The organism is Pseudomonas arvensis, from assembly GCF_056688935.1.
In genome coordinates, this window is the sequence record NZ_CP162038.1 from 1 (window position 1) to 20,019 (window position 20,019).

The 20,019-nt window shown below is 59.2% G+C and carries 16 protein-coding genes; 7 read left to right on the forward strand and 9 right to left on the reverse strand.

Annotation, left to right across the window (positions count from 1 at the left end; translation table 11 throughout):
• Genes dnaA through gyrB form a run of 4 tightly spaced genes read left to right on the forward strand, consistent with a single transcriptional unit; the run spans position 1 to position 6,209 of the window.
• Positions 1–1,521, forward strand: a complete 1,521-nt coding sequence (dnaA, locus tag AB3G88_RS00005) for a chromosomal replication initiator protein DnaA (RefSeq protein ID WP_099586139.1) — start codon at positions 1–3, stop codon at positions 1,519–1,521.
• Positions 1,522–1,559: 38 nt separating this feature from the next.
• On the forward strand, positions 1,560–2,663 hold the full coding sequence (gene dnaN / locus AB3G88_RS00010; RefSeq protein ID WP_005783345.1) for a DNA polymerase III subunit beta: 1,104 nt from the start codon (positions 1,560–1,562) through the stop codon (positions 2,661–2,663).
• Positions 2,664–2,683: 20 nt separating this feature from the next.
• On the forward strand, positions 2,684–3,787 hold the full coding sequence (recF, locus tag AB3G88_RS00015) for a DNA replication/repair protein RecF (protein WP_099586140.1): 1,104 nt from the start codon (positions 2,684–2,686) through the stop codon (positions 3,785–3,787).
• 4 nt (positions 3,788–3,791) lie between these two features.
• A complete protein-coding gene (gene gyrB, locus AB3G88_RS00020) occupies positions 3,792–6,209 on the forward strand; it encodes a DNA topoisomerase (ATP-hydrolyzing) subunit B (RefSeq protein WP_099586141.1) in 2,418 nt (805 codons plus the stop codon).
• Between the two features lie 105 nt (positions 6,210–6,314).
• Here gyrB and AB3G88_RS00025 read toward each other — a convergent pair whose 3' ends face one another.
• Positions 6,315–7,037, reverse strand: coding sequence for a response regulator transcription factor (locus tag AB3G88_RS00025; protein ID WP_099586142.1), 723 nt, complete (start codon positions 7,035–7,037; stop codon positions 6,315–6,317).
• Positions 7,038–7,414: 377 nt separating this feature from the next.
• Between AB3G88_RS00025 and AB3G88_RS00030 the strand changes: the two genes are divergently transcribed.
• Positions 7,415–9,697 (forward strand): CHASE2 domain-containing protein, encoded by a 2,283-nt coding sequence (locus AB3G88_RS00030; protein ID WP_480452663.1) that lies wholly within the window; start codon positions 7,415–7,417, stop codon positions 9,695–9,697.
• 179 nt (positions 9,698–9,876) lie between these two features.
• Here the strand turns inward: AB3G88_RS00030 and AB3G88_RS00035 are convergent, their stop codons facing one another.
• From AB3G88_RS00035 to glyQ, 4 genes are all read right to left on the reverse strand, one after another.
• Complete coding sequence (locus tag AB3G88_RS00035) at positions 9,877–10,647, reverse strand: lysophospholipid acyltransferase family protein (protein ID WP_017528685.1); 771 nt, start codon at positions 10,645–10,647, stop codon at positions 9,877–9,879.
• Positions 10,648–10,730: 83 nt separating this feature from the next.
• Complete coding sequence (gene gmhB, locus AB3G88_RS00040) at positions 10,731–11,267, reverse strand: D-glycero-beta-D-manno-heptose 1,7-bisphosphate 7-phosphatase (RefSeq protein ID WP_162633358.1); 537 nt, start codon at positions 11,265–11,267, stop codon at positions 10,731–10,733.
• A gap of 2 nt (positions 11,268–11,269) precedes the next feature.
• Entirely contained in the window at positions 11,270–13,324 is a 2,055-nt protein-coding gene (gene glyS, locus AB3G88_RS00045) for a glycine--tRNA ligase subunit beta (protein ID WP_480452666.1), read from the reverse strand.
• Complete coding sequence (glyQ, locus tag AB3G88_RS00050) at positions 13,321–14,274, reverse strand: glycine--tRNA ligase subunit alpha (RefSeq protein ID WP_003213601.1); 954 nt, start codon at positions 14,272–14,274, stop codon at positions 13,321–13,323. Before glyQ ends, glyS begins: the two co-directional genes overlap by 4 nt.
• Before the next feature lie 81 nt (positions 14,275–14,355).
• On the opposite strand from glyQ, the gene AB3G88_RS00055 reads away from it, so the two are divergent.
• Both AB3G88_RS00055 and AB3G88_RS00060 read left to right on the forward strand, forming a co-directional pair.
• A complete protein-coding gene (locus tag AB3G88_RS00055) occupies positions 14,356–14,913 on the forward strand; it encodes a DNA-3-methyladenine glycosylase I (RefSeq protein ID WP_099586145.1) in 558 nt (185 codons plus the stop codon).
• A gap of 40 nt (positions 14,914–14,953) precedes the next feature.
• A complete protein-coding gene (locus AB3G88_RS00060; RefSeq protein WP_480452668.1) occupies positions 14,954–15,841 on the forward strand; it encodes a lysophospholipid acyltransferase in 888 nt (295 codons plus the stop codon).
• Positions 15,842–15,976: 135 nt separating this feature from the next.
• Here AB3G88_RS00060 and AB3G88_RS00065 read toward each other — a convergent pair whose 3' ends face one another.
• Genes AB3G88_RS00065 through fmt form a run of 4 tightly spaced genes read right to left on the reverse strand, consistent with a single transcriptional unit; the run spans position 15,977 to position 19,964 of the window.
• Positions 15,977–16,288 (reverse strand): tetratricopeptide repeat protein, encoded by a 312-nt coding sequence (locus AB3G88_RS00065; RefSeq protein WP_480452670.1) that lies wholly within the window; start codon positions 16,286–16,288, stop codon positions 15,977–15,979.
• Positions 16,289–16,306: 18 nt separating this feature from the next.
• Positions 16,307–17,680: a Trk system potassium transporter TrkA gene (gene trkA, locus AB3G88_RS00070; RefSeq protein WP_480452672.1), complete on the reverse strand. Its 1,374-nt coding sequence runs from the start codon at positions 17,678–17,680 to the stop codon at positions 16,307–16,309.
• A 23-nt stretch (positions 17,681–17,703) separates the two neighbouring features.
• Positions 17,704–19,014, reverse strand: coding sequence for a 16S rRNA (cytosine(967)-C(5))-methyltransferase RsmB (gene rsmB, locus AB3G88_RS00075; protein WP_099586149.1), 1,311 nt, complete (start codon positions 19,012–19,014; stop codon positions 17,704–17,706).
• Entirely contained in the window at positions 19,011–19,964 is a 954-nt protein-coding gene (gene fmt, locus AB3G88_RS00080) for a methionyl-tRNA formyltransferase (RefSeq protein ID WP_480452674.1), read from the reverse strand. The genes rsmB and fmt overlap by 4 nt, the downstream gene beginning before the upstream one ends.
• Positions 19,965–20,019: the final 55 nt, after the last annotated feature.

A 20,019-nucleotide genomic window follows, 5' to 3' on the forward strand; every position in this document is an offset into this window, starting at 1 on the left:
GTGTCAGTGGAACTTTGGCAGCAGTGCGTGGAGCTTTTGCGCGATGAGCTGCCTGCCCAGCAATTCAACACCTGGATCCGTCCGCTACAGGTCGAAGCCGAAGGCGACGAGTTGCGCGTTTATGCGCCCAACCGTTTCGTTCTCGACTGGGTCAACGAGAAGTACCTGAGCCGCGTTCTCGAATTGCTCGACGAACATGGCAACGGTCTCGCGCCCGTTCTCTCCTTGTTAATAGGCAGCAAACGTAGCTCGGCGCCTCGCGCTGCGCCGAATGCGCCGTTGGCGGCGAGTGCCTCGCAGGCCCAGGCCGCAGTGGCACCTGTTAACAATTCACCCGCGCCGCTTGCCCAGACGCCTTCGAAATCAGCGTCGCAGAAAAATGCGCCTATTAATGAAGAGCCGTCTCGCGACAGCTTCGACCCAATGGCTGGCGCCAGCTCGCAACAGGCACCGGTTCGCGCCGAACAGCGCACCGTGCAGGTAGAAGGCGCGCTCAAGCACACCAGTTACCTGAACCGCACCTTTACCTTCGAGAATTTCGTCGAAGGTAAATCCAACCAGCTTGCTCGCGCCGCGGCCTGGCAAGTGGCGGATAACCCCAAGCACGGTTACAACCCGCTCTTCCTTTATGGTGGCGTTGGCTTGGGTAAGACTCACTTGATGCACGCTGTGGGCAACCACCTATTAAAGAAGAACCCGAATGCCAAGGTCGTGTACCTGCACTCGGAGCGCTTCGTAGCTGACATGGTCAAGGCCTTGCAGCTCAATGCCATCAACGAGTTCAAGCGCTTCTATCGCTCCGTTGACGCCTTGCTGATCGATGACATCCAATTCTTCGCGCGCAAAGAGCGTTCCCAGGAAGAGTTTTTCCATACGTTCAACGCCCTGCTCGAAGGCGGCCAACAGGTCATCTTGACCAGTGACCGTTATCCGAAGGAAATCGAAGGCCTGGAAGAGCGCTTGAAATCGCGCTTCGGCTGGGGTCTGACCGTTGCGGTCGAGCCGCCGGAACTCGAAACCCGCGTTGCGATCCTGATGAAAAAAGCTGATCAGGCTAAGGTCGATCTACCGCACGACGCGGCGTTCTTTATCGCCCAACGCATTCGCTCCAACGTGCGTGAGCTGGAAGGCGCGCTCAAGCGGGTCATCGCTCACTCGCACTTCATGGGGCGCGACATCACCATCGAACTGATCCGCGAATCCCTGAAAGACTTGCTGGCACTGCAGGACAAACTGGTGAGTGTGGATAACATCCAGCGCACCGTGGCCGAGTACTACAAGATCAAGATTTCCGATCTGCTGTCCAAGCGCCGTTCGCGCTCGGTGGCTCGTCCGCGCCAGGTGGCCATGGCTCTCTCCAAGGAGTTGACCAACCACAGCCTGCCGGAAATTGGCGATGTGTTTGGTGGTCGCGACCACACTACGGTCTTGCATGCATGCCGCAAGATCAACGAACTTAAGGAATCCGACGCGGATATTCGCGAGGACTACAAGAACCTGCTGCGTACACTGACCACTTGATGACACCAGCGCAGCTTATTAAGGCAAGGGACTAGACCATGCATTTCACCATTCAACGCGAAGCCCTGTTGAAACCCCTGCAACTGGTCGCAGGCGTCGTCGAGCGCCGACAGACCTTGCCGGTGCTCTCCAACGTATTGCTGGTTGTCGAAGGCCAGCAGTTGTCCCTGACTGGCACCGACCTGGAAGTCGAACTGGTTGGCCGCGTGCAACTGGAAGAGCCCGCCGAACCAGGCGAGATCACCGTGCCCGCGCGCAAGCTGATGGATATCTGCAAAAGCCTGCCGAACGACGCGCTGATCGACATCAAGGTTGATGAGCAAAAGCTGGTGGTCAAGGCCGGTCGCAGCCGTTTCACGTTGTCGACCTTGCCAGCCAATGACTTCCCGACCGTGGAAGAAGGCCCCGGCTCGCTGACGTGCAGCCTGGAGCAAAGCAAACTGCGTCGTTTGATCGAGCGCACCAGCTTCGCCATGGCCCAGCAGGACGTGCGTTACTACCTCAATGGTATGTTGCTGGAAGTATCCGAAGGCATTATCCGTGCAGTGGCCACCGATGGTCATCGTCTGGCGATGTGCTCGATGCGTGCCGATATCGGTCAGCCAGACCGTCACCAGGTGATCGTGCCGCGTAAAGGTATTCTTGAGCTGGCGCGCCTGCTCACTGAGCCGGATGGCAATGTCAGCATCGTATTGGGTCAGCACCACATTCGCGCCACCACCGGCGAGTTCACCTTCACGTCCAAGCTGGTCGACGGTAAATTCCCAGATTACGAGCGCGTGCTGCCTAAAGGCGGTGACAAGTTGGTGATCGGCGATCGTCAGGCACTGCGTGAAGCGTTCAGCCGCACAGCGATTCTGTCCAACGAAAAATACCGTGGTATTCGTCTGCAACTGGCCAACGGTCAGCTGAAAATTCAGGCCAATAACCCGGAGCAGGAAGAGGCGGAAGAAGAAGTAGGCGTTGACTACAATGGCGGTTCGTTGGAAATCGGCTTCAACGTGAGCTACCTGCTGGACGTACTTGGCGTGATGACCACTGAACAGGTGCGCCTGATCCTGTCGGACTCCAACAGCAGCGCCTTGGTGCAGGAATCCGACAACGACGATTCGGCTTATGTTGTTATGCCGATGCGCCTGTAATCATGCTCAGCAGACGCTAGATGTCCCTCAGTCGCGTTTCAGTCACCGCGGTGCGCAACCTGCACCCGGTGACCTTCTCCCCCTCCCCCCGCATTAATATCCTCCATGGTGCCAACGGCAGTGGAAAAACCAGCGTGCTGGAAGCTATCCACTTGCTGGGGCTCGCCCGTTCCTTTCGCAGTGCGCGCTTGTTACCGGTTATCCAGTACGAACAATTGGCGTGTACTGTCTTTGGCCAGGTTGAACTGGCGGAGGGCGGATACAGCAGCCTGGGGATATCACGTGATCGTGGCGGTGAATTTCAGATTCGTATCGACGGGCAAAATGCGCGCAGTGCTGCGCAATTGGCAGAGATCCTGCCATTGCAGTTGATCAACCCTGACAGCTTTCGGCTGTTGGAAGGCGCACCCAAAATCCGCAGGCAATTCCTCGATTGGGGAGTGTTCCACGTGGAACCGCGCTTCATGGCCACTTGGCAGCGCCTGCAGAAGGCCCTGCGGCAGCGGAACTCGTGGCTGCGGCATGGTACACTTGACGCCGCTTCGCAAGCGGCCTGGGACCGGGAACTGTGCCTGGCCAGCGACGAAATAGATGAATACCGCCGCGCCTATATCAAAGCCTTGAAACCAGTCTTTGAGCAGACTTTGAGTGAGTTGTTGGATCTCGAAGGGCTGACGCTGAGCTACTACCGTGGTTGGGACAAAGAGCGTGAACTGAGCGCAGTGCTCGCCACGTCCCTGCAGCGGGATCAGCAAATTGGCCATACCCAGGCCGGACCCCAACGGGCAGATTTGCGTCTTAGGTTAGGTGCTCATAACGCTGCGGATATCTTGTCCCGCGGCCAGCAGAAGTTGGTGGTGTGTGCGCTGCGTATCGCCCAAGGCCACTTGGTTAGCCAAGCCCGACGCGGCCAGTGTATTTATCTGGTGGATGACTTGCCGTCTGAACTCGACGAGCAACACCGCCGCGCGCTATGCCGCTTATTGGAAGACTTACGCTGCCAGGTGTTTATCACTTGTGTAGACCATGAATTATTGAGGGAAGGCTGGCAGACGGAAACGCCAGTCGCTTTGTTCCACGTGGAACAAGGCCGTATCACCCAGACCCACGACCATCGGGAGTGAAGGCATGAGCGAAGAAAACACGTACGACTCGACCAGCATTAAAGTGCTGAAAGGTTTGGATGCCGTACGCAAACGTCCCGGTATGTACATTGGCGACACTGATGACGGTAGCGGTCTGCACCACATGGTGTTCGAGGTGGTCGACAACTCCATCGACGAAGCTTTGGCCGGTCACTGCGACGACATCAGCATCATCATCCACCCGGATGAATCCATTACCGTGCGCGACAACGGTCGTGGCATTCCGGTAGATGTGCACAAAGAAGAAGGCGTTTCGGCGGCAGAGGTCATCATGACCGTGCTCCACGCTGGCGGTAAGTTCGACGATAACTCCTATAAAGTATCCGGCGGTTTGCACGGTGTAGGTGTTTCGGTAGTGAACGCGCTGTCCGAAGAGTTGATCCTGACCGTCCGCCGTAGCGGAAAGATCTGGGAACAGACTTACGTCCACGGTGTTCCACAGGAGCCGATGAAAATCGTCGGCGACAGTGAATCGACCGGCACGCAGATTCACTTCAAGCCATCGGCTGAAACTTTCAAGAATATCCACTTCAGCTGGGACATTCTGGCCAAGCGTATCCGTGAACTGTCCTTCCTCAACTCCGGTGTGGGTATCGTCCTCAAAGACGAGCGCAGCGGAAAGGAAGAGCTGTTCAAGTACGAAGGCGGTCTGCGGGCATTCGTTGAATACCTGAACACCAACAAGACTGCGGTCAACCAGGTGTTCCACTTCAACATCCAGCGTGAAGACGGCATCGGCGTAGAAATCGCCCTGCAGTGGAACGACAGCTTTAACGAGAACCTGTTGTGCTTCACCAACAACATTCCACAGCGCGACGGCGGTACTCACCTGGTGGGTTTCCGTTCCGCACTGACGCGCAACCTGAACACCTACATCGAAGCCGAAGGCTTGGCCAAGAAGCATAAAGTCGCCACCACGGGTGACGATGCACGCGAAGGCCTGACCGCGATCATCTCGGTAAAAGTGCCGGATCCCAAGTTCAGCTCCCAGACTAAAGACAAGCTGGTGTCTTCCGAAGTGAAGACCGCTGTTGAACAGGAGATGGGTAAGTACTTCTCCGACTTCCTGCTGGAGAACCCGAACGAAGCCAAGTTGGTCGTCGGTAAGATGATCGATGCCGCGCGTGCCCGTGAAGCCGCACGTAAGGCTCGTGAGATGACCCGCCGCAAAGGCGCGCTGGATATCGCCGGCCTGCCGGGCAAACTGGCTGACTGCCAGGAGAAGGACCCTGCCCTCTCCGAACTGTATTTGGTGGAAGGTGACTCTGCTGGCGGTTCCGCCAAGCAGGGTCGTAACCGTCGCACCCAGGCCATTCTTCCGTTGAAGGGCAAGATCCTCAACGTTGAAAAGGCCCGCTTTGACAAGATGATTTCCTCCCAGGAAGTCGGCACCTTGATCACGGCGCTGGGCTGCGGTATCGGCCGCGATGAATACAACATCGACAAGCTGCGCTATCACAACATCATCATCATGACCGATGCTGACGTCGACGGTTCGCACATCCGTACCCTGCTGCTGACCTTCTTCTTCCGTCAGTTGCCGGAGTTGATCGAGCGCGGCTACATCTACATCGCCCAGCCACCGTTGTACAAAGTGAAAAAGGGTAAGCAAGAGCAATACATCAAAGACGACGACGCCATGGAAGAGTACATGACGCAGTCGGCTCTGGAAGATGCGAGCCTGCACTTGAACGATGAAGCCCCGGGTATTTCCGGCGAAGCATTGGAGCGTCTGGTTAACGACTTCCGCATGGTGATGAAGACCCTCAAGCGCCTGTCGCGCCTGTACCCTCAGGAGCTGACCGAGCACTTCATTTACCTTCCGGCCATCACCCTGGAACAGTTGGGCGATCACGCACACATGCAGGATTGGTTGGCCCAGTACGAAGTACGTCTGCGCACCGTCGAGAAGTCTGGCCTGGTGTACAAAGCCAGTCTGCGTGAAGACCGTGAACGTAACGTGTGGCTGCCAGAGGTTGAACTGATCTCCCACGGCCTGTCGAACTACGTCACCTTCAACCGCGACTTCTTCGGCAGCAACGACTACAAGACCGTGGTTACCTTGGGTGCCCAACTCAGCACCCTGTTGGACGACGGCGCTTACATTCAACGTGGCGAGCGTAAGAAAGCAGTCAAGGAGTTCAAAGAGGCTCTGGACTGGTTGATGGCCGAAAGCACCAAACGTCACACCATCCAGCGATACAAAGGTCTGGGCGAGATGAACCCGGATCAACTGTGGGAAACCACCATGGACCCTGCCCAGCGTCGCATGCTGCGCGTGACCATCGAAGACGCCATTGGTGCGGATCAGATCTTCAACACCCTGATGGGTGATGCGGTCGAGCCTCGCCGTGACTTCATCGAAAGCAACGCTCTGGCAGTGTCTAACCTGGACTTCTGATCCAGGCGGGACCCGAAAAACAAAAAGGCCAACGTTATGCGTTGGCCTTTTTTATTACGTGGAAATCAGTATTTTTTGAATGCTCCACGTGGAACATCACCCTTTTCAACCATGGGAAGCAGTCGCCACGCTCTCCAACCGGTACCCATACCCATAAATCGTCAACAGCTGCCAACCTCTATCAGCGGTAAGGCCGAGCTTGTTGCGCAGTCGATAGATATGCGTATCCAATGGCCGTGAGGACACCATTTCTTCATGGGTCCAGAACCGCTCATAAAGGTACTCGCGAGACAACGGTCGCGCTAAGTTGGCAAACAAGCAACTCGCTAGGCGGTATTCGCGTTCAGTGAGGTTGATCGGTTTTCCCGCGCGGGTGACGGTCAACTCGGCGTCGTCGAAGGTCAGATCGTTGAAACTTTGTACTTCCTGGGTCGCCGACTTCTGCAGGCCATGGCGACGTAGAACGGCGGTAACCCGAGCCTTGAGTTCGTTGGGACGAAAGGGTTTGCTGACGTAGTCATCGGCGCCACTGTTCAACGCGGTGACGATATCGCTTTCCGCATCCCTGCTGGTGAGCATGATCACGGCGGGTGGCGACTCCATGTGCTCACGGGTCCAGCGCAGCAACGCAATGCCGGTGATATCGGGCAGTTGCCAATCGAGTATCAGCAGGTCAAAGGTTTCCCGCCGCAACTGACGCAGCAGGTCCTCACCACGCTCGAAGCAATGCAGGGTCCAGGGCTGTTCGGCGGTGCTGGGGATTTGTCGCAGTGTCTGTTCCACCCTTCGCAATTCAGCGGGTTCGTCATCCAGTATTGCGACACGCATGGGTGGGTCCTTTCATTTCGAAGAGTACGGCAGTCGTAGTGAGGGCACGTACTGCGCAGATGCCAGCCATCGAATCTGAAGAATTGTGCGCAGATTCGTTAGCCCCTTGGATCTCTCGGTAGGCTGGGTTCAATGAGTGATCAACCCAGTTAAAGTCCTCGGTACCGATGTGGGAAAGATACCGGCTCCAGGCTGTAAGGAAAAGGATCAGCCGACGCGTGCGCTGTCGTAGACTTCTGTGCCCCGATGGTAGATACCTTGGTGGTTCTATCTTTATGAGTCTCACGCAGGAAAACTTTTCCACTGCCGCGAAAATGAGCTTCACTGGGCGCTATGCCACTTCCTTTCGTATGCCAACAACAGGGACACGCTGATCAATGATGCTCTGGGGCAAGGCTGAAAAACGTCAACCCACCCATGCCCAACGGCTGTTCCACGGTTTGGTTCGTGAGTGGTTGTGGATCGGTTTGCTGTTGTTGCCGATCACAGCCTACCTTTCGACGAGTGCTGGCCTGGCGTTGAACAATCCGCTGTACGACAGCCTTCGCCGTCTGACACCGCTGCCGGTGGACCCACGTATCTTATTGGTGACCATCGATGACGCCAGCTTGAAGAAGCTCGGGCAGTGGCCTTGGCCCCGTAGTTTGCATGCCGACCTGATCGACCGCCTGAGTGCTGCACAACCCACCGCCATCCTGTTCGACGTGATATTCAGCGATCCTGCCGATCCCGCTGCTGACAAACGCTTGGCCGACGCGGTGTGCAGCGCCGGCAACGTACTGTTGCCCCTGGCGCGTGATGATTCTGCCAGCGATAGCCAGCCCAGAGGAGAACTGCAGCCACTGCTTAAATGTGCCAAAGGCATAGGGCATATCAACGTGGAAGCGGACAGCGATGGCGTGGTGCGCAGGCTGTATTTGCGCGAGGGCCCACCCGATGCCACGGCGCCTCAGTTGGCATGGCTAGCGTTCACGATGAGTGGCCAACCCTCAGAGATGCCAGGTGAGCCTCGCGATTCGAACTCCCAGGGCTGGCATCAGGAACATGCAGTTCGCATCCCGTATATCGACCCCGACAGCCGTTTTCCGAGTGTGTCTTATGTCAGCGTATTACGCGGCGAAGTCCCTCCTGAGCGGTTGCGTAACCGCCTTATTTTGGTAGGCGCCCCGGGTTCGGGCATGGGCGATCGTTTTGTCACTCCGCTTTCCCCCATGATGGGCACTACAGCGGGTGTAGAGATCCAGGCCAACGTGCTCAACGGCCTACTGCAAGGACATAGCGTCGTGGATCTGCCCCAATGGCTGTCAGCCGTGATGGCAACGTGCTGGGTGGCGCTGCTGCTGGGCCTGCTGCTCTACCGCCCACGCTATGCACTATGGATGACGCTGGGGTGTATGTTCACGGCCTTGCTCGGCTCATTTGCCCTATTGCGTTTGGGCTACTGGTGGTCGCCTGCGGCCTGCCTGATCGGTTTGCTGCTCAGCTACCTGATCTGGAACTGGCGGCGTCTGAGCGTGATCCTGGCCTACTTTGGCTGGGAGTTGGCGCGGTTGGATAACGAACCCAAAGTCTTGCCCGAACGCCGCCGAGCGCCGGCCAGCAAAGGTGATGTGTTGCAGGGGCGCATCTTTGCCCTGGAGCAAGCGGTGAGCCGCACGCGGGACACCCGGCGCTTTATGGCCGATGGCCTTGAGTGCCTGCCGGTGGCGACGCTGATCACGGACACCCAAGGCAATATATTGCTGGCTAACCGGATTGCCCGCGACGTGTTCGGTAATGATCTGGTCAACCAAAACCTGTTGGACCAGCTGGTTGATCTGGGTTATCCACCGCTGCACAACGGCGTGCGCCCTGCCCTTTCGGCATTGGAATTGGTTGAGTTTCGGGATATCCACCAACGTAGCCTGCGCATGGAGCTTGCACCTCTGCTACCGGCCGAAGGGGATGTGGCGCTGGGTTGGCTGCTGAGCCTCACTGACCTCAGCAAGGAACGTGAGGCCCAGCAGCACCGAGAAACCATGTTGCGTTTCCTGTCCCATGATCTTCGTGCGCCGCACTCGGCGATCCTTGCACTGCTCGACGTACACAGCGCCGAGTCGCCAGTGTTTGCGCAGATAGAGCAGCAGGTACGCCGCGCCTTGAGCCTGACTGAATCTTTTGTTCAGTTGGCAAAAGCCGAGGCCGACGGTTACCACTTCCAGCCAACGCTGTTCGCCATGCTGGTTATGGATGCTTTTGACCAAGTGGCGCTGATCGCACAGCTCAAGGGCATTCACCTGGTCCACGATCTGGATGAGGCAGATGAGGGGATGGTGTCAGCCGATCAGTCGCTGCTCACCCGTGCGTTATTCAACGTGCTGGAGAACGCGATCAAATACTCGCCGTCCGGCACCACCGTCCGGTTGAGACACAGCAGCACGCAAGGCTGGTTGGAATGCCGGATCAGTGACCAGGGCCCAGGGATAGCTGCCGAAGATTTACCGGAGTTGTTCAGCCAGTACAAACGCTTTGATTCAGCCCAAGGCAGCGATGGGTTGGGACTCGGGCTGACCATGGTCAAAGCGGTCGTGGAGCGTCATGGAGGACGTATCGAATGTGAAAGCAGTGTGGGCAAAGGCACCACATTCAGCCTGCAATTGCCCTTGCTGGACGAGTGCTAAAACGTGCTTTTGCGCTGTGCATAAAAAACCGGTCACAAGGACCGGTTTTTTTATGCGGAAAAAACTTATGCACGTTTTTAGGGATTTTTAGGTCTCTGGAAATATGTAAGTAAATCAGCTTGTTATGAAGCAAAAAAGCCAATTCGCCAACAATCCGTGCACAGGTTATCCACAGATGCTCATACCACCGGAGTGTCTACCACAACCGGCTCCGGCGGCAGGGAACCCATGGCCCGTTGCTGCGCTTCATTCCACGCCTGCGCGCGTTCATTCAGCGCGGCAATGGCGCGTGGGCCTTCGCCTTCTGCGTACATAGGTTCGCCAATCACCACGGTGATGGTGCCTTCGCGTTTTGCCCAACCAGTCTTCGGCCAGAACTTGCCGGCGTTATGCGCAATCGGCAACACCGGCAGATGGGCGTTGACCGCCAGGGCCGTACCACCTCGGGAGAATTTACCCACGGTGCCAAAGGGCACCCGCGTACCTTCCGGGAAGATCAGCACCCAAACGCCGTCCTTGAGCAGCTCGTCGCCCTTCTTGGCCACGTGCTTGAGCGCCGCCTTGGGGTTGTCACGGTCGATGGCGATCGGGCGCAACATGGCCATGGCCCAGCCAAAGAACGGTACGTACAGCAATTCGCGCTTGAGCACCTGGCTCAACGGCGAGAAGTACGCGGAGAGGAAGAACGTCTCCCAGGTGCTCTGATGGTTAGACAAAATCACGCAGGGCTGGTCCGGGACGTTTTCAGCGCCCTTGATCTCAAAACGGATGTTCAGGAACACCTTGGTCAGCCACAACGCGCAGCGGCACCAATAGACGTTGATAAAGCGATAGCGCGCCTTGAACGGCAGGAAGGGCGCAATAAAAAAGCTCAGGGTGCACCAGAGAAGCGAACTGGTGCCCAGCAGCAGGTAAAAGAAAAAGGTTCTGATGGCCTGCAAGATCGACATGGCGGCATTTACCGTTGCGGGACACGGCCCGCCTGTTGAAAAGCGCACTCCCGAACACTCCTTGGCCAGGATGTCGAGGGCGGCTAGTTGTTGATAAGTTCTGCGGCAACGGCCGCCAGATCGTCAAAAATCAAAGTGCCTACCGGCAGGTTTTTCGCCTGGGTCTTTTCGCCTTTCCCGGTCTTTACCAAAACTGGCTGAGAGTCGACGGCTTTGGCCGCCTCCAGGTCACCGAGGCTGTCCCCGACGAACCATATCCCAGCTAACGGCACCTTGTAATGTTCTGCAATGGTTTTCAACATGCCAGGCTTGGGTTTACGGCAATCGCAGCCCTCATCCGGCCCGTGGGGGCAGTACGTCACCAACCCCACCTGACCGCCCTGCTCCGCCACTAACGTGCGCAAGCGCGCGTGCATGGCGTCCAGGGTAGCGATGTCGTAGTAGCCACGGGCAATGCCGGACTGGTTGGTGGCAATCGCCACTGTCCAGCCGGCTTTGCTCAACTGCGCGATGGCCTCGATCGAGCCGGGCAGTGGTATCCACTCCGCCACTGACTTGATGTAAGCGTCGGAGTCGTAGTTGATCACCCCGTCCCGATCGAGAATCAGCAGTTTCACCATGGTCAGCTCAGGGTCGAAATGTCGGCGATGTTGACGAACAAGCCGCGCAGACGCGCCAGCATGGCGTAGCGGTTTTTCCGCACGCCGGCATCTTCGGCATTGATCATCACCGCCTCGAAGAACGCATCCACCGGCTCACGCAAGGTGGCCAGGCGCGCCAGTGCTTCGGCGTAGTTACGCTCGGCGATCAGCGGCTTCACGGCGTTTTCTGCCTTGGCGATGGCCGAGTTCAGCGAGAACTCCTTGGCATCGGCAAACAGGCCAGGGTCGACATCGCCGTTGCCCAGGCCTTCGGCCTTGCTCAGCAGGTTCGACACACGCTTGTTCACAGCGGCCAGGGCATCGGCTTCCGGCAATTTGCGGAAGGCCTGCACGGCTTGTACGCGCTGATCGAAGTCCAGCGCCGAACCCGGTTGCAGGGCACGTACCGACAGGTAGACGGAAACGTCCACGCCTTCGTCTTCGTAGCGCGCACGCAGGCGGTCGAACACAAACTCCAGCACTTGCTCGGCCAGGCCGGCTTGCTTGACCTTGGTACCGAACTGGCCGACGGCGAACACCACGGCCTGGGTCAGGTCGAGGTCGAGCTTCTTGTCGATCAGGATACGCAGCACACCCAGGGCTGCACGGCGCAGGGCATACGGGTCTTTGCTACCGGTAGGCAGCATGCCGATACCGAAGATACCCACCAGGGTATCCAGCTTGTCGGCGATGGCCACGGCCGCGCCGGTCAGGGTGGTTGGCAGCTCTGCACCGGCACCGCGTGGCATGTACTGCTCGTTCAGTGCCAGGGCAACGTCTTCGGCCTCGCCATCGTTGAGGGCGTAGTAGTAGCCGGCAACGCCTTGCATCTCAGGGAATTCGCCGACCATCTCGGTGGCCAGGTCGCACTTGGACAGCATACCGGCGCGGGCGGCCGAGGCCGCATCGCCGCCAATGCGGGGTGCGATATAGGCAGCGAGCTTGGAAACGCGCGCAGCCTTGTCGTAGACGCTGCCGAGCTTTTCCTGGAACACCACGTTTTGCAGGCGCAGGTTGAAGTCTTCAAGCTTCGACTTCTTGTCTTGCTTGAAGAAGAACTCGGCGTCGGTCAGGCGCGGGCGGACGACTTTCTCGTTACCGGCGATGATCTGCTGCGGGTCTTTGCTTTCGATGTTGGCCACGGTAATGAAGCGCGGCAGCAACTTGCCGTCCACATCCAGCAGGCAGAAGTACTTCTGGTTGTCCTGCATGGTGGTGATCAGGGCTTCTTGCGGCACGTCGAGGAAGCGCTCTTCGAACGAACACACCAGCGGCACTGGCCATTCAACCAGCGCGGTCACTTCGTCGAGCAGGCTTGGCGGCACGATGGCGGTGCCTTCCTGCAGGCGGGCCAGCTCTTCGGTGCGCTTGCTGATCAGCTCGCGACGCTCATTGGCGTCGGCCAGCACGTAAGCGGCACGCAGGTCGGCGGCATAGCTCGCCGGCGAGGTGATGCGTACGGCTTCTGGATGATGGAAGCGGTGACCACGGGAGTCGCGGCCAGCCTTCTGGGCGAGGATGGTGCAGTCGATGACCTGGTCACCGAGCAGCATCACCAGCCATTGGGTTGGGCGGACGAATTCTTCTTTGCGTGCACCCCAGCGCATGCGCTTGGGGATCGGCAGGTCGTTCAGGGAGTCTTCAACGATGGTCGGCAGCAGGCTGGCAGTCGGCTTGCCGGTGATAACCTGGCTGAAGCGCAGTTTCGGACCGCTCTGATCGATCTCGCTCAGCTCCACGCCACACTTCTTGGCAAAACCAAGGGCGGCCTGGGTCGGGTTGCCTTCAGCGTCGAAAGCCGCCTGGCGCGGCGGGCCGTCGAGGTTGATGCTGCGGTCCGGTTGCTGGGTTTCCAGCGCGGTCAGCAACACCGCCAGGCGACGTGGCGCGGCGTAGACTTTCTTGGCTTCAAACTTCAGGCCGGCAGTCTGCAGGCCTTTTTCGATACCGGCCAAAAATGCGTCGGCCAGGGTGTTGAGGGCCTTGGGTGGCAGCTCTTCGGTGCCCAGTTCAACCAGGAAATCTTGAGCACTCATTGTGCAGCCTCCAGCTTAGCCAACACTTCATCACGCAGGTCCGGGGTGGCCATCGGGAAGCCCAGCTTGGCGCGAGCCAGCAGGTAGGCTTGGGCGACGGAACGCGCCAGGGTGCGTACACGCAGGATGTATTGCTGGCGCGCGGTTACCGAAATGGCACGGCGGGCGTCCAGCAGGTTGAAGGTGTGGGATGCCTTCAGGACCATTTCATAGCTTGGCAACGGCAGCGGCTGGTCGAGTTCGATCAGGCGCTTGGCTTCGCTTTCATAGAAGTCGAACAGTTCGAACAGCTTCTCGACGTTGGCGTGTTCGAAGTTGTAGGTGGATTGCTCCACCTCGTTCTGGTGGAACACATCGCCATAAGTCACTTTGCCGAACGGGCCGTCAGCCCATACCAGGTCGTAGACCGAGTCCACGCCCTGCAGGTACATGGCCAGGCGTTCCAGACCGTAGGTGATCTCGCCGGTCACCGGGTAGCACTCGATGCCGCCCGCTTGCTGGAAGTAAGTGAATTGCGTCACTTCCATGCCGTTGAGCCAGACTTCCCAGCCCAGGCCCCAGGCGCCCAGCGTCGGCGATTCCCAGTTGTCTTCGACGAAACGGATATCGTGGACCAGCGGGTCCAGGCCAACATGCTTGAGCGAGCCCAAGTACAGTTCCTGGAAGTTGTCCGGGTTCGGCTTCAATACCACCTGGAATTGGTAGTAGTGCTGCAGACGGTTCGGGTTTTCGCCGTAGCGGCCGTCAGTCGGGCGACGACTGGGCTGCACATAAGCGGCGTTCCAGGTTTCCGGGCCAATGGCCCGCAGGAAGGTAGCGGTGTGGAAAGTGCCGGCGCCTACTTCCATATCGTAGGGCTGAAGTACCACACAACCTTGCTCGGCCCAGTATTGCTGGAGGGCGAGGATCAAGTCTTGGAAGGTACGCACGGCTGGCGTAGGCTGGCTCACGAAATTCACCTGTTACTTGGGCTGCGATTTAAAGAGCGGGAGTATACCCGATTCGGCCGCGCCACCATCCCCTGGAGCCTTATGCCACGCTGCTTTTGGTGTTCTGAAGATCCGCTGTACATGGCTTATCACGATCAGGAGTGGGGAACGCCGCTGCGCGATGCGCAGGGCTTGTTCGAGTTGCTTTTACTCGAAGGGTTCCAGGCGGGCCTTTCCTGGATCACCGTTTTACGCAAACGCGAGCATTATCGAAAGGTCTTGTTTGGTTTTGATGCGCAGCGCCTGGCGCACTTGAGCGACGACGAGATCGAAGCGCTGATGCTCGACCCTGGTATCGTGCGCAACCGCCTAAAGCTCAACGCGACTCGCCGCAACGCCGCGGCCTGGTTGGCACTGGAAGATCCGGTGGGCTTGCTCTGGTCGTTTGTCGGCGGCGTGCCCAAGGTCAATCACTTCAAGGATCGCAGCGAAGTCCCGGCGATCACCCCCGAGGCTGAAGCCATGAGCAAAGCCCTGAAAAAGGCCGGCTTCACCTTCGTCGGACCGACCATTTGCTACGCGTTCATGCAGGCCTCGGGCATGGTCATGGACCACACTCAGGACTGCGACCGTTACGCGGACTTGGTCAACGCCGGTTAGAATGCGTGCTTTGCGCACCACACACGAACGGGAGTGACCTGTGGAAAAGTTTAAAGGCGCCTTGCTGGTAGGCGCTCTTCGGTTGTTTGCCCTGCTGCCCTGGCGTGCCGTCCAGGCCGTCGGCACGGCGATTGGCTGGATCATGTGGAAAACCCCCAACCGCTCTCGCGAGACGGTGCGGATCAACCTCTCCAAATGTTTCCCGGACATGGACCCGGCCGCCCGCGAACGCCTGGTCGGCCAGAGCCTGATGGACATCGGCAAGTCCCTGACCGAAAGCGCCTGTGCCTGGATCTGGCCGGCGCAACGCTCCATCGACCTGGTGCGTGAAGTCGAAGGCCTCGAAGTGCTGCACGATGCATTGGCCTCGGGCAAAGGCGTAGTGGGCATCACCAGCCACCTGGGTAACTGGGAGGTGTTGAACCACTTCTATTGCAACCAGTGCAAACCGATCATTTTCTATCGCCCGCCCAAGCTCAAGGCGGTGGATGAGTTGCTGCGCAAACAGCGCGTGCAGTTGGGCAACCGCGTGGCGGCGTCCACCAAGGAAGGCATTCTCAGTGTGATCAAGGAAGTGCGCAAAGGTGGCCAGGTGGGTATTCCCGCTGACCCGGAGCCGGCGGAATCGGCAGGGATCTTCGTGCCGTTCTTTGCCACCCAGGCGCTGACCAGCAAGTTCGTGCCAAACATGCTCGCGGGCCACAAGGCTGTTGGTGTGTTCCTGCACGCCCTGCGACTGCCGGACGGTTCTGGCTACAAAGTAATCCTCGAAGCGGCGCCGGAAGACATGTACAGCACCGACACGGCCACGTCCTGCGCGGCGATGAGCAAGGTGGTGGAGCGCTATGTCGGCGCCTACCCGAGCCAGTACATGTGGAGCATGAAACGCTTCAAGAAACGCCCGCCGGGTGAAGCGCGGTGGTACTGATTCACCGCTGATCTAAAGAACAACACAAACCAAATGTGGGAGGGAGCTTGCCCCCCGATTGCAGTCTGTCAGCTACTGATATTTGGCTGATACACCGCTATCGGGGGCAAGCCCCCTCCCACATTTGATTTGCGCTTAGGCTTGGCGGTCGAGTTTCTTCAGGAACACCGTCATTTCTTTTTCCGCCTGTTTGTCGCCATGGGCCTGGGCCGCTTCTATGCCCTGTTCCCATGCCAGCCGTGCGGCGGTCAGATCATTCAAGCCAAGTTGCGCCTTACCCAACAACTTCCACGCCGCTGAATACTTCGGATCAAACTCAACGCACTTGCGCAAATGCTCGGCCGCCCTGGCATTGTCCTTCAGATCCAGATAACCCTTGCCCAAGCCGAAGCGCAGCAATGCGTTATCCACACCCTTGGCGAGCATTTTTTCCAGGGATTCGAGCATGTCGGTCACTCCGGTTGATCAGAAAAAGCTCAAACCCACGTGGAACAACTTCTCCACATCGCGGATATGTTTTTTATCCACAAGGAACAGGATTACGTGGTCGCCGGTAGCGATCACTGTATCGTCGTGGGCAATGATCACTTCTTCATCGCGAATAATCGCGCCAATGGTGGTGCCCGGTGGCAGGCCAATATCGCGGATGGCCTTGCCGATCACTTTGCTCGACTTCGCATCGCCGTGTGCGATCGCTTCGATGGCTTCCGCCGCGCCACGGCGCAGGGAGTGCACGCTGACGATATCGCCACGGCGTACGTGGGCCAGCAAGGTGCCGATAGTCGCCAGTTGCGGGCTGATAGCGATGTCGATATCGCCGCCCTGGATCAAGTCGACATAAGCCGGGTTGTTGATGATGGTCATCACCTTCTTCGCCCCCAGCCGCTTGGCCAGCAGCGAGGACATGATGTTGGCTTCGTCATCGTTGGTCAGGGCCAGGAAAATGTCGGCGTCGGCGATGTTTTCTTCCATCAACAGGTCGCGGTCCGAGGCGCTGCCTTGCAGGACGACCGTGCTGTCGAGGGTGTCGGACAAATGCCGGCAGCGCGCCGGGTTCATCTCGATGATCTTCACTTGATAGCGGCTTTCGATGGCCTCGGCCAGGCGCTCACCGATCTGCCCGCCGCCGGCGATGACGATGCGTTTATAGTTTTCGTCAAGCTGGCGCATTTCGCTCATCACGGCGCGAATATTCGCTTTAGCCGCGATGAAAAACACTTCGTCGTCGGCCTCGATCACCGTATCGCCCTGGGGCAGGATCGGCCGGTCACGCCGGAAAATCGCGGCTACGCGGGTTTCCACATTGGGCATGTGTTCGCGCAGCTGGCGCAGCTGCTGGCCGACCAGTGGGCCGCCATAATAGGCCTTCACTGCGACCAACTGCGCTTTGCCGCCCGCGAAGTCGATCACCTGCAGGGCGCCCGGAATTTCGATCAGGCGCTTGATGTAGTGGGTCACCACCTGCTCCGGGCTGATCAGCACGTCGACCGGGATGGCGTCGTTATCGAACAGGCCGGCGCGGGTCAGGTAGGCGGCTTCGCGGACACGGGCGATCTTGGTCGGGGTGTGGAACAGAGTGTGGGCGACCTGGCACGCGACCATGTTGGTCTCGTCGCTGTTGGTCACGGCCACCAGCATGTCGGCATCGTCGGCTCCGGCCTGACGCAGCACCGTAGGAAACGACGCACGACCTTGTACGGTGCGGATGTCCAGGCGGTCGCCCAAGTCGCGCAGGCGCTCAGCGTCAGTGTCCACCACGGTGATGTCATTGGCTTCGCTGGCCAAATGTTCCGCCAGTGTGCCGCCCACCTGCCCTGCCCCAAGGATGATGATTTTCATCCGGTCACTCCCTCAAAAACCATTCAGCCGCGTGCGGCGGCAATCTTGATCAGTTTGGCGTAGTAGAAGCCGTCGTGCCCGCCTTCTTGCGCGAGCAATTGGCGACCGTGCGGCTGCTTGATGCCAGCCGTTGTGGCGAGGTCCAGCTCCCGGGCGCCGCTGGTGCGGGCGAGGAAGGCTTCGATCACCTCGGTGTTTTCGGTAGGCAAGGTGGAGCAGGTGGCGTAGAGCAGGATGCCGCCGACTTCCAGGGTCGGCCACATGGCGTCCAGCAGCTCACCTTGCAGGGTGGCCAGGGCGACGATGTCGTCGGGTTGGCGGGTGAGCTTGATGTCCGGGTGGCGGCGGATCACGCCGGTGGCCGAGCATGGCGCGTCGAGCAGGATGCGCTGGAATGGTTTGCCGTCCCACCAGGTGGCGGTGTCACGGCCATCGGCGGCGATCAGGTCGGCACTCAGGCCCAGGCGTGCGAGGTTTTCTCGTACGCGCACCAGGCGCTTGGCTTCCAGGTCGACGGCGACGACACCGGCCAGGTCTTTTTCGACTTCCAGGATGTGACAGGTCTTGCCGCCCGGGGCGCAGCAGGCGTCGAGCACGCGTTGGCCGGGCGCCAGGTCGAGCAAATCGGCGGCCAATTGCGCGGCTTCGTCCTGCACGCTGATCCAACCCTCGGCAAAACCCGGCAGGCTGCGCACGTCAGTGGCGGCTTCAAGCACAATGCCATCGACGCTGTACACGCACGGCGTGGCGTTGATGCCCGCATCGGTGAGCAATTGCAGGTAGGCGTCACGCGCGTGATGACGACGGTTGACCCGCAAAATCATCGGTGGATGCGCATTGTTGGCCGCGCAAATGGCTTCCCACTGCTCGGGCCAGAACGCCTTCAGGGACTTTTGCAGCCAGCGCGGGTGGGCGGTACGCACCACTGGGTCATGTTCCAGCTCGGCCAGCAGCGCTTCGCTTTCGCGCTGGGCGCGGCGCAGTACGGCATTGAGCAAGGCCTTGGCCCAGGGTTTTTTCAGCTTGTCGGCGCAACCGACGGTTTCACCGATGGCGGCATGGGCCGGCACGCGGGTGTAGAGCAACTGATAAAGCCCCACCAGCAGCAGCGCTTCGACGTCAGCATCGGCCGCCTTGAATGGCTTTTGCAGCAGCTTGGCCGCCAGCGCCGATAAGCGCGGCTGCCAACGGGCGGTGCCAAAAGCCAGGTCCTGGGTAAAGCCGCGATCGCGGTCCTCGACCTTATCCAACTGCGTCGGCAGTGAACTGTTCAGCGAAGCCTTGCCGTTGAGTACGGCGGCGAGAGCCTTGGCGGCGGCCAGACGTGGGTTCATTGCGCGGCCACCCCAAGTACGGTGCCCAGGGAAAACTTCTCACGGCGGCTGTTGAACAAATCGCTGAAATTCAGCGCCTTGCCGCCGGGCAATTGCAGACGGGTCAGGCACAGGGCCTGCTCGCCACAGGCGACCAACAGGCCGTCTTTGCTGGCGCCAATGATTTCACCGGGGGCGCCTTTGCCGTCGGCCAACGTGGCGGCCAACACTTTCAAGGCTTCGCCATTGAGGGTGCTGTGGCAGACCGGCCACGGGTTGAAGGCACGCACCAGGCGCTCCAGCTCCACGGCCGGGCGGCTCCAGTCGATGCGCGCTTCGTCTTTGTTCAATTTGTGGGCGTAGGTGGCCAGGTTGTCGTCCTGCACTTCGCCTTCCAGGGTGCCGGCAGCGAGGCCAGCGATTGCTTGGATTACGGCGGGCGGGCCCATTTCGGCCAGGCGGTCGTGCAGGCTGCCGCCAGTGTCTGCGGCGGTGATCGGCGTCACCACTTTGAGCAGCATCGGGCCGGTGTCCAAACCCGCCTCCATGCGCATCACGGTTACACCGCTTTGAGCATCACCGGCTTGCACCGCGCGCTGGATTGGCGCCGCACCGCGCCAGCGTGGCAGCAGTGACGCATGACTGTTGATGCAGCCCAGGCGCGGAATATCCAGCACCACTTGCGGCAGGATCAAGCCGTAAGCCACCACCACCAGCAGGTCAGGCTTGAGCGCAGCCAGCTCGGCCTGTGCCTCGGCGTTGCGCAGGGTCGGCGGCTGCAGCACAGCAATGTTGTGCTCCAGCGCCAACTGCTTGACCGGGCTCGGCATCAGTTTTTGCCCGCGACCGGCCGGGCGATCCGGCTGGGTATACACCGCAATGACATCGTAAGGGCTGGCAAGCAGCGCCTTGAGGTGTTCGGCGGCGAATTCGGGGGTGCCAGCAAAAACAATGCGCAGTGGCTCGGTCATGGGAGGTCTCGGTTAAAAGCAGTCACAAAAGAAAAAGGCTTGCCGCAGCAAGCCT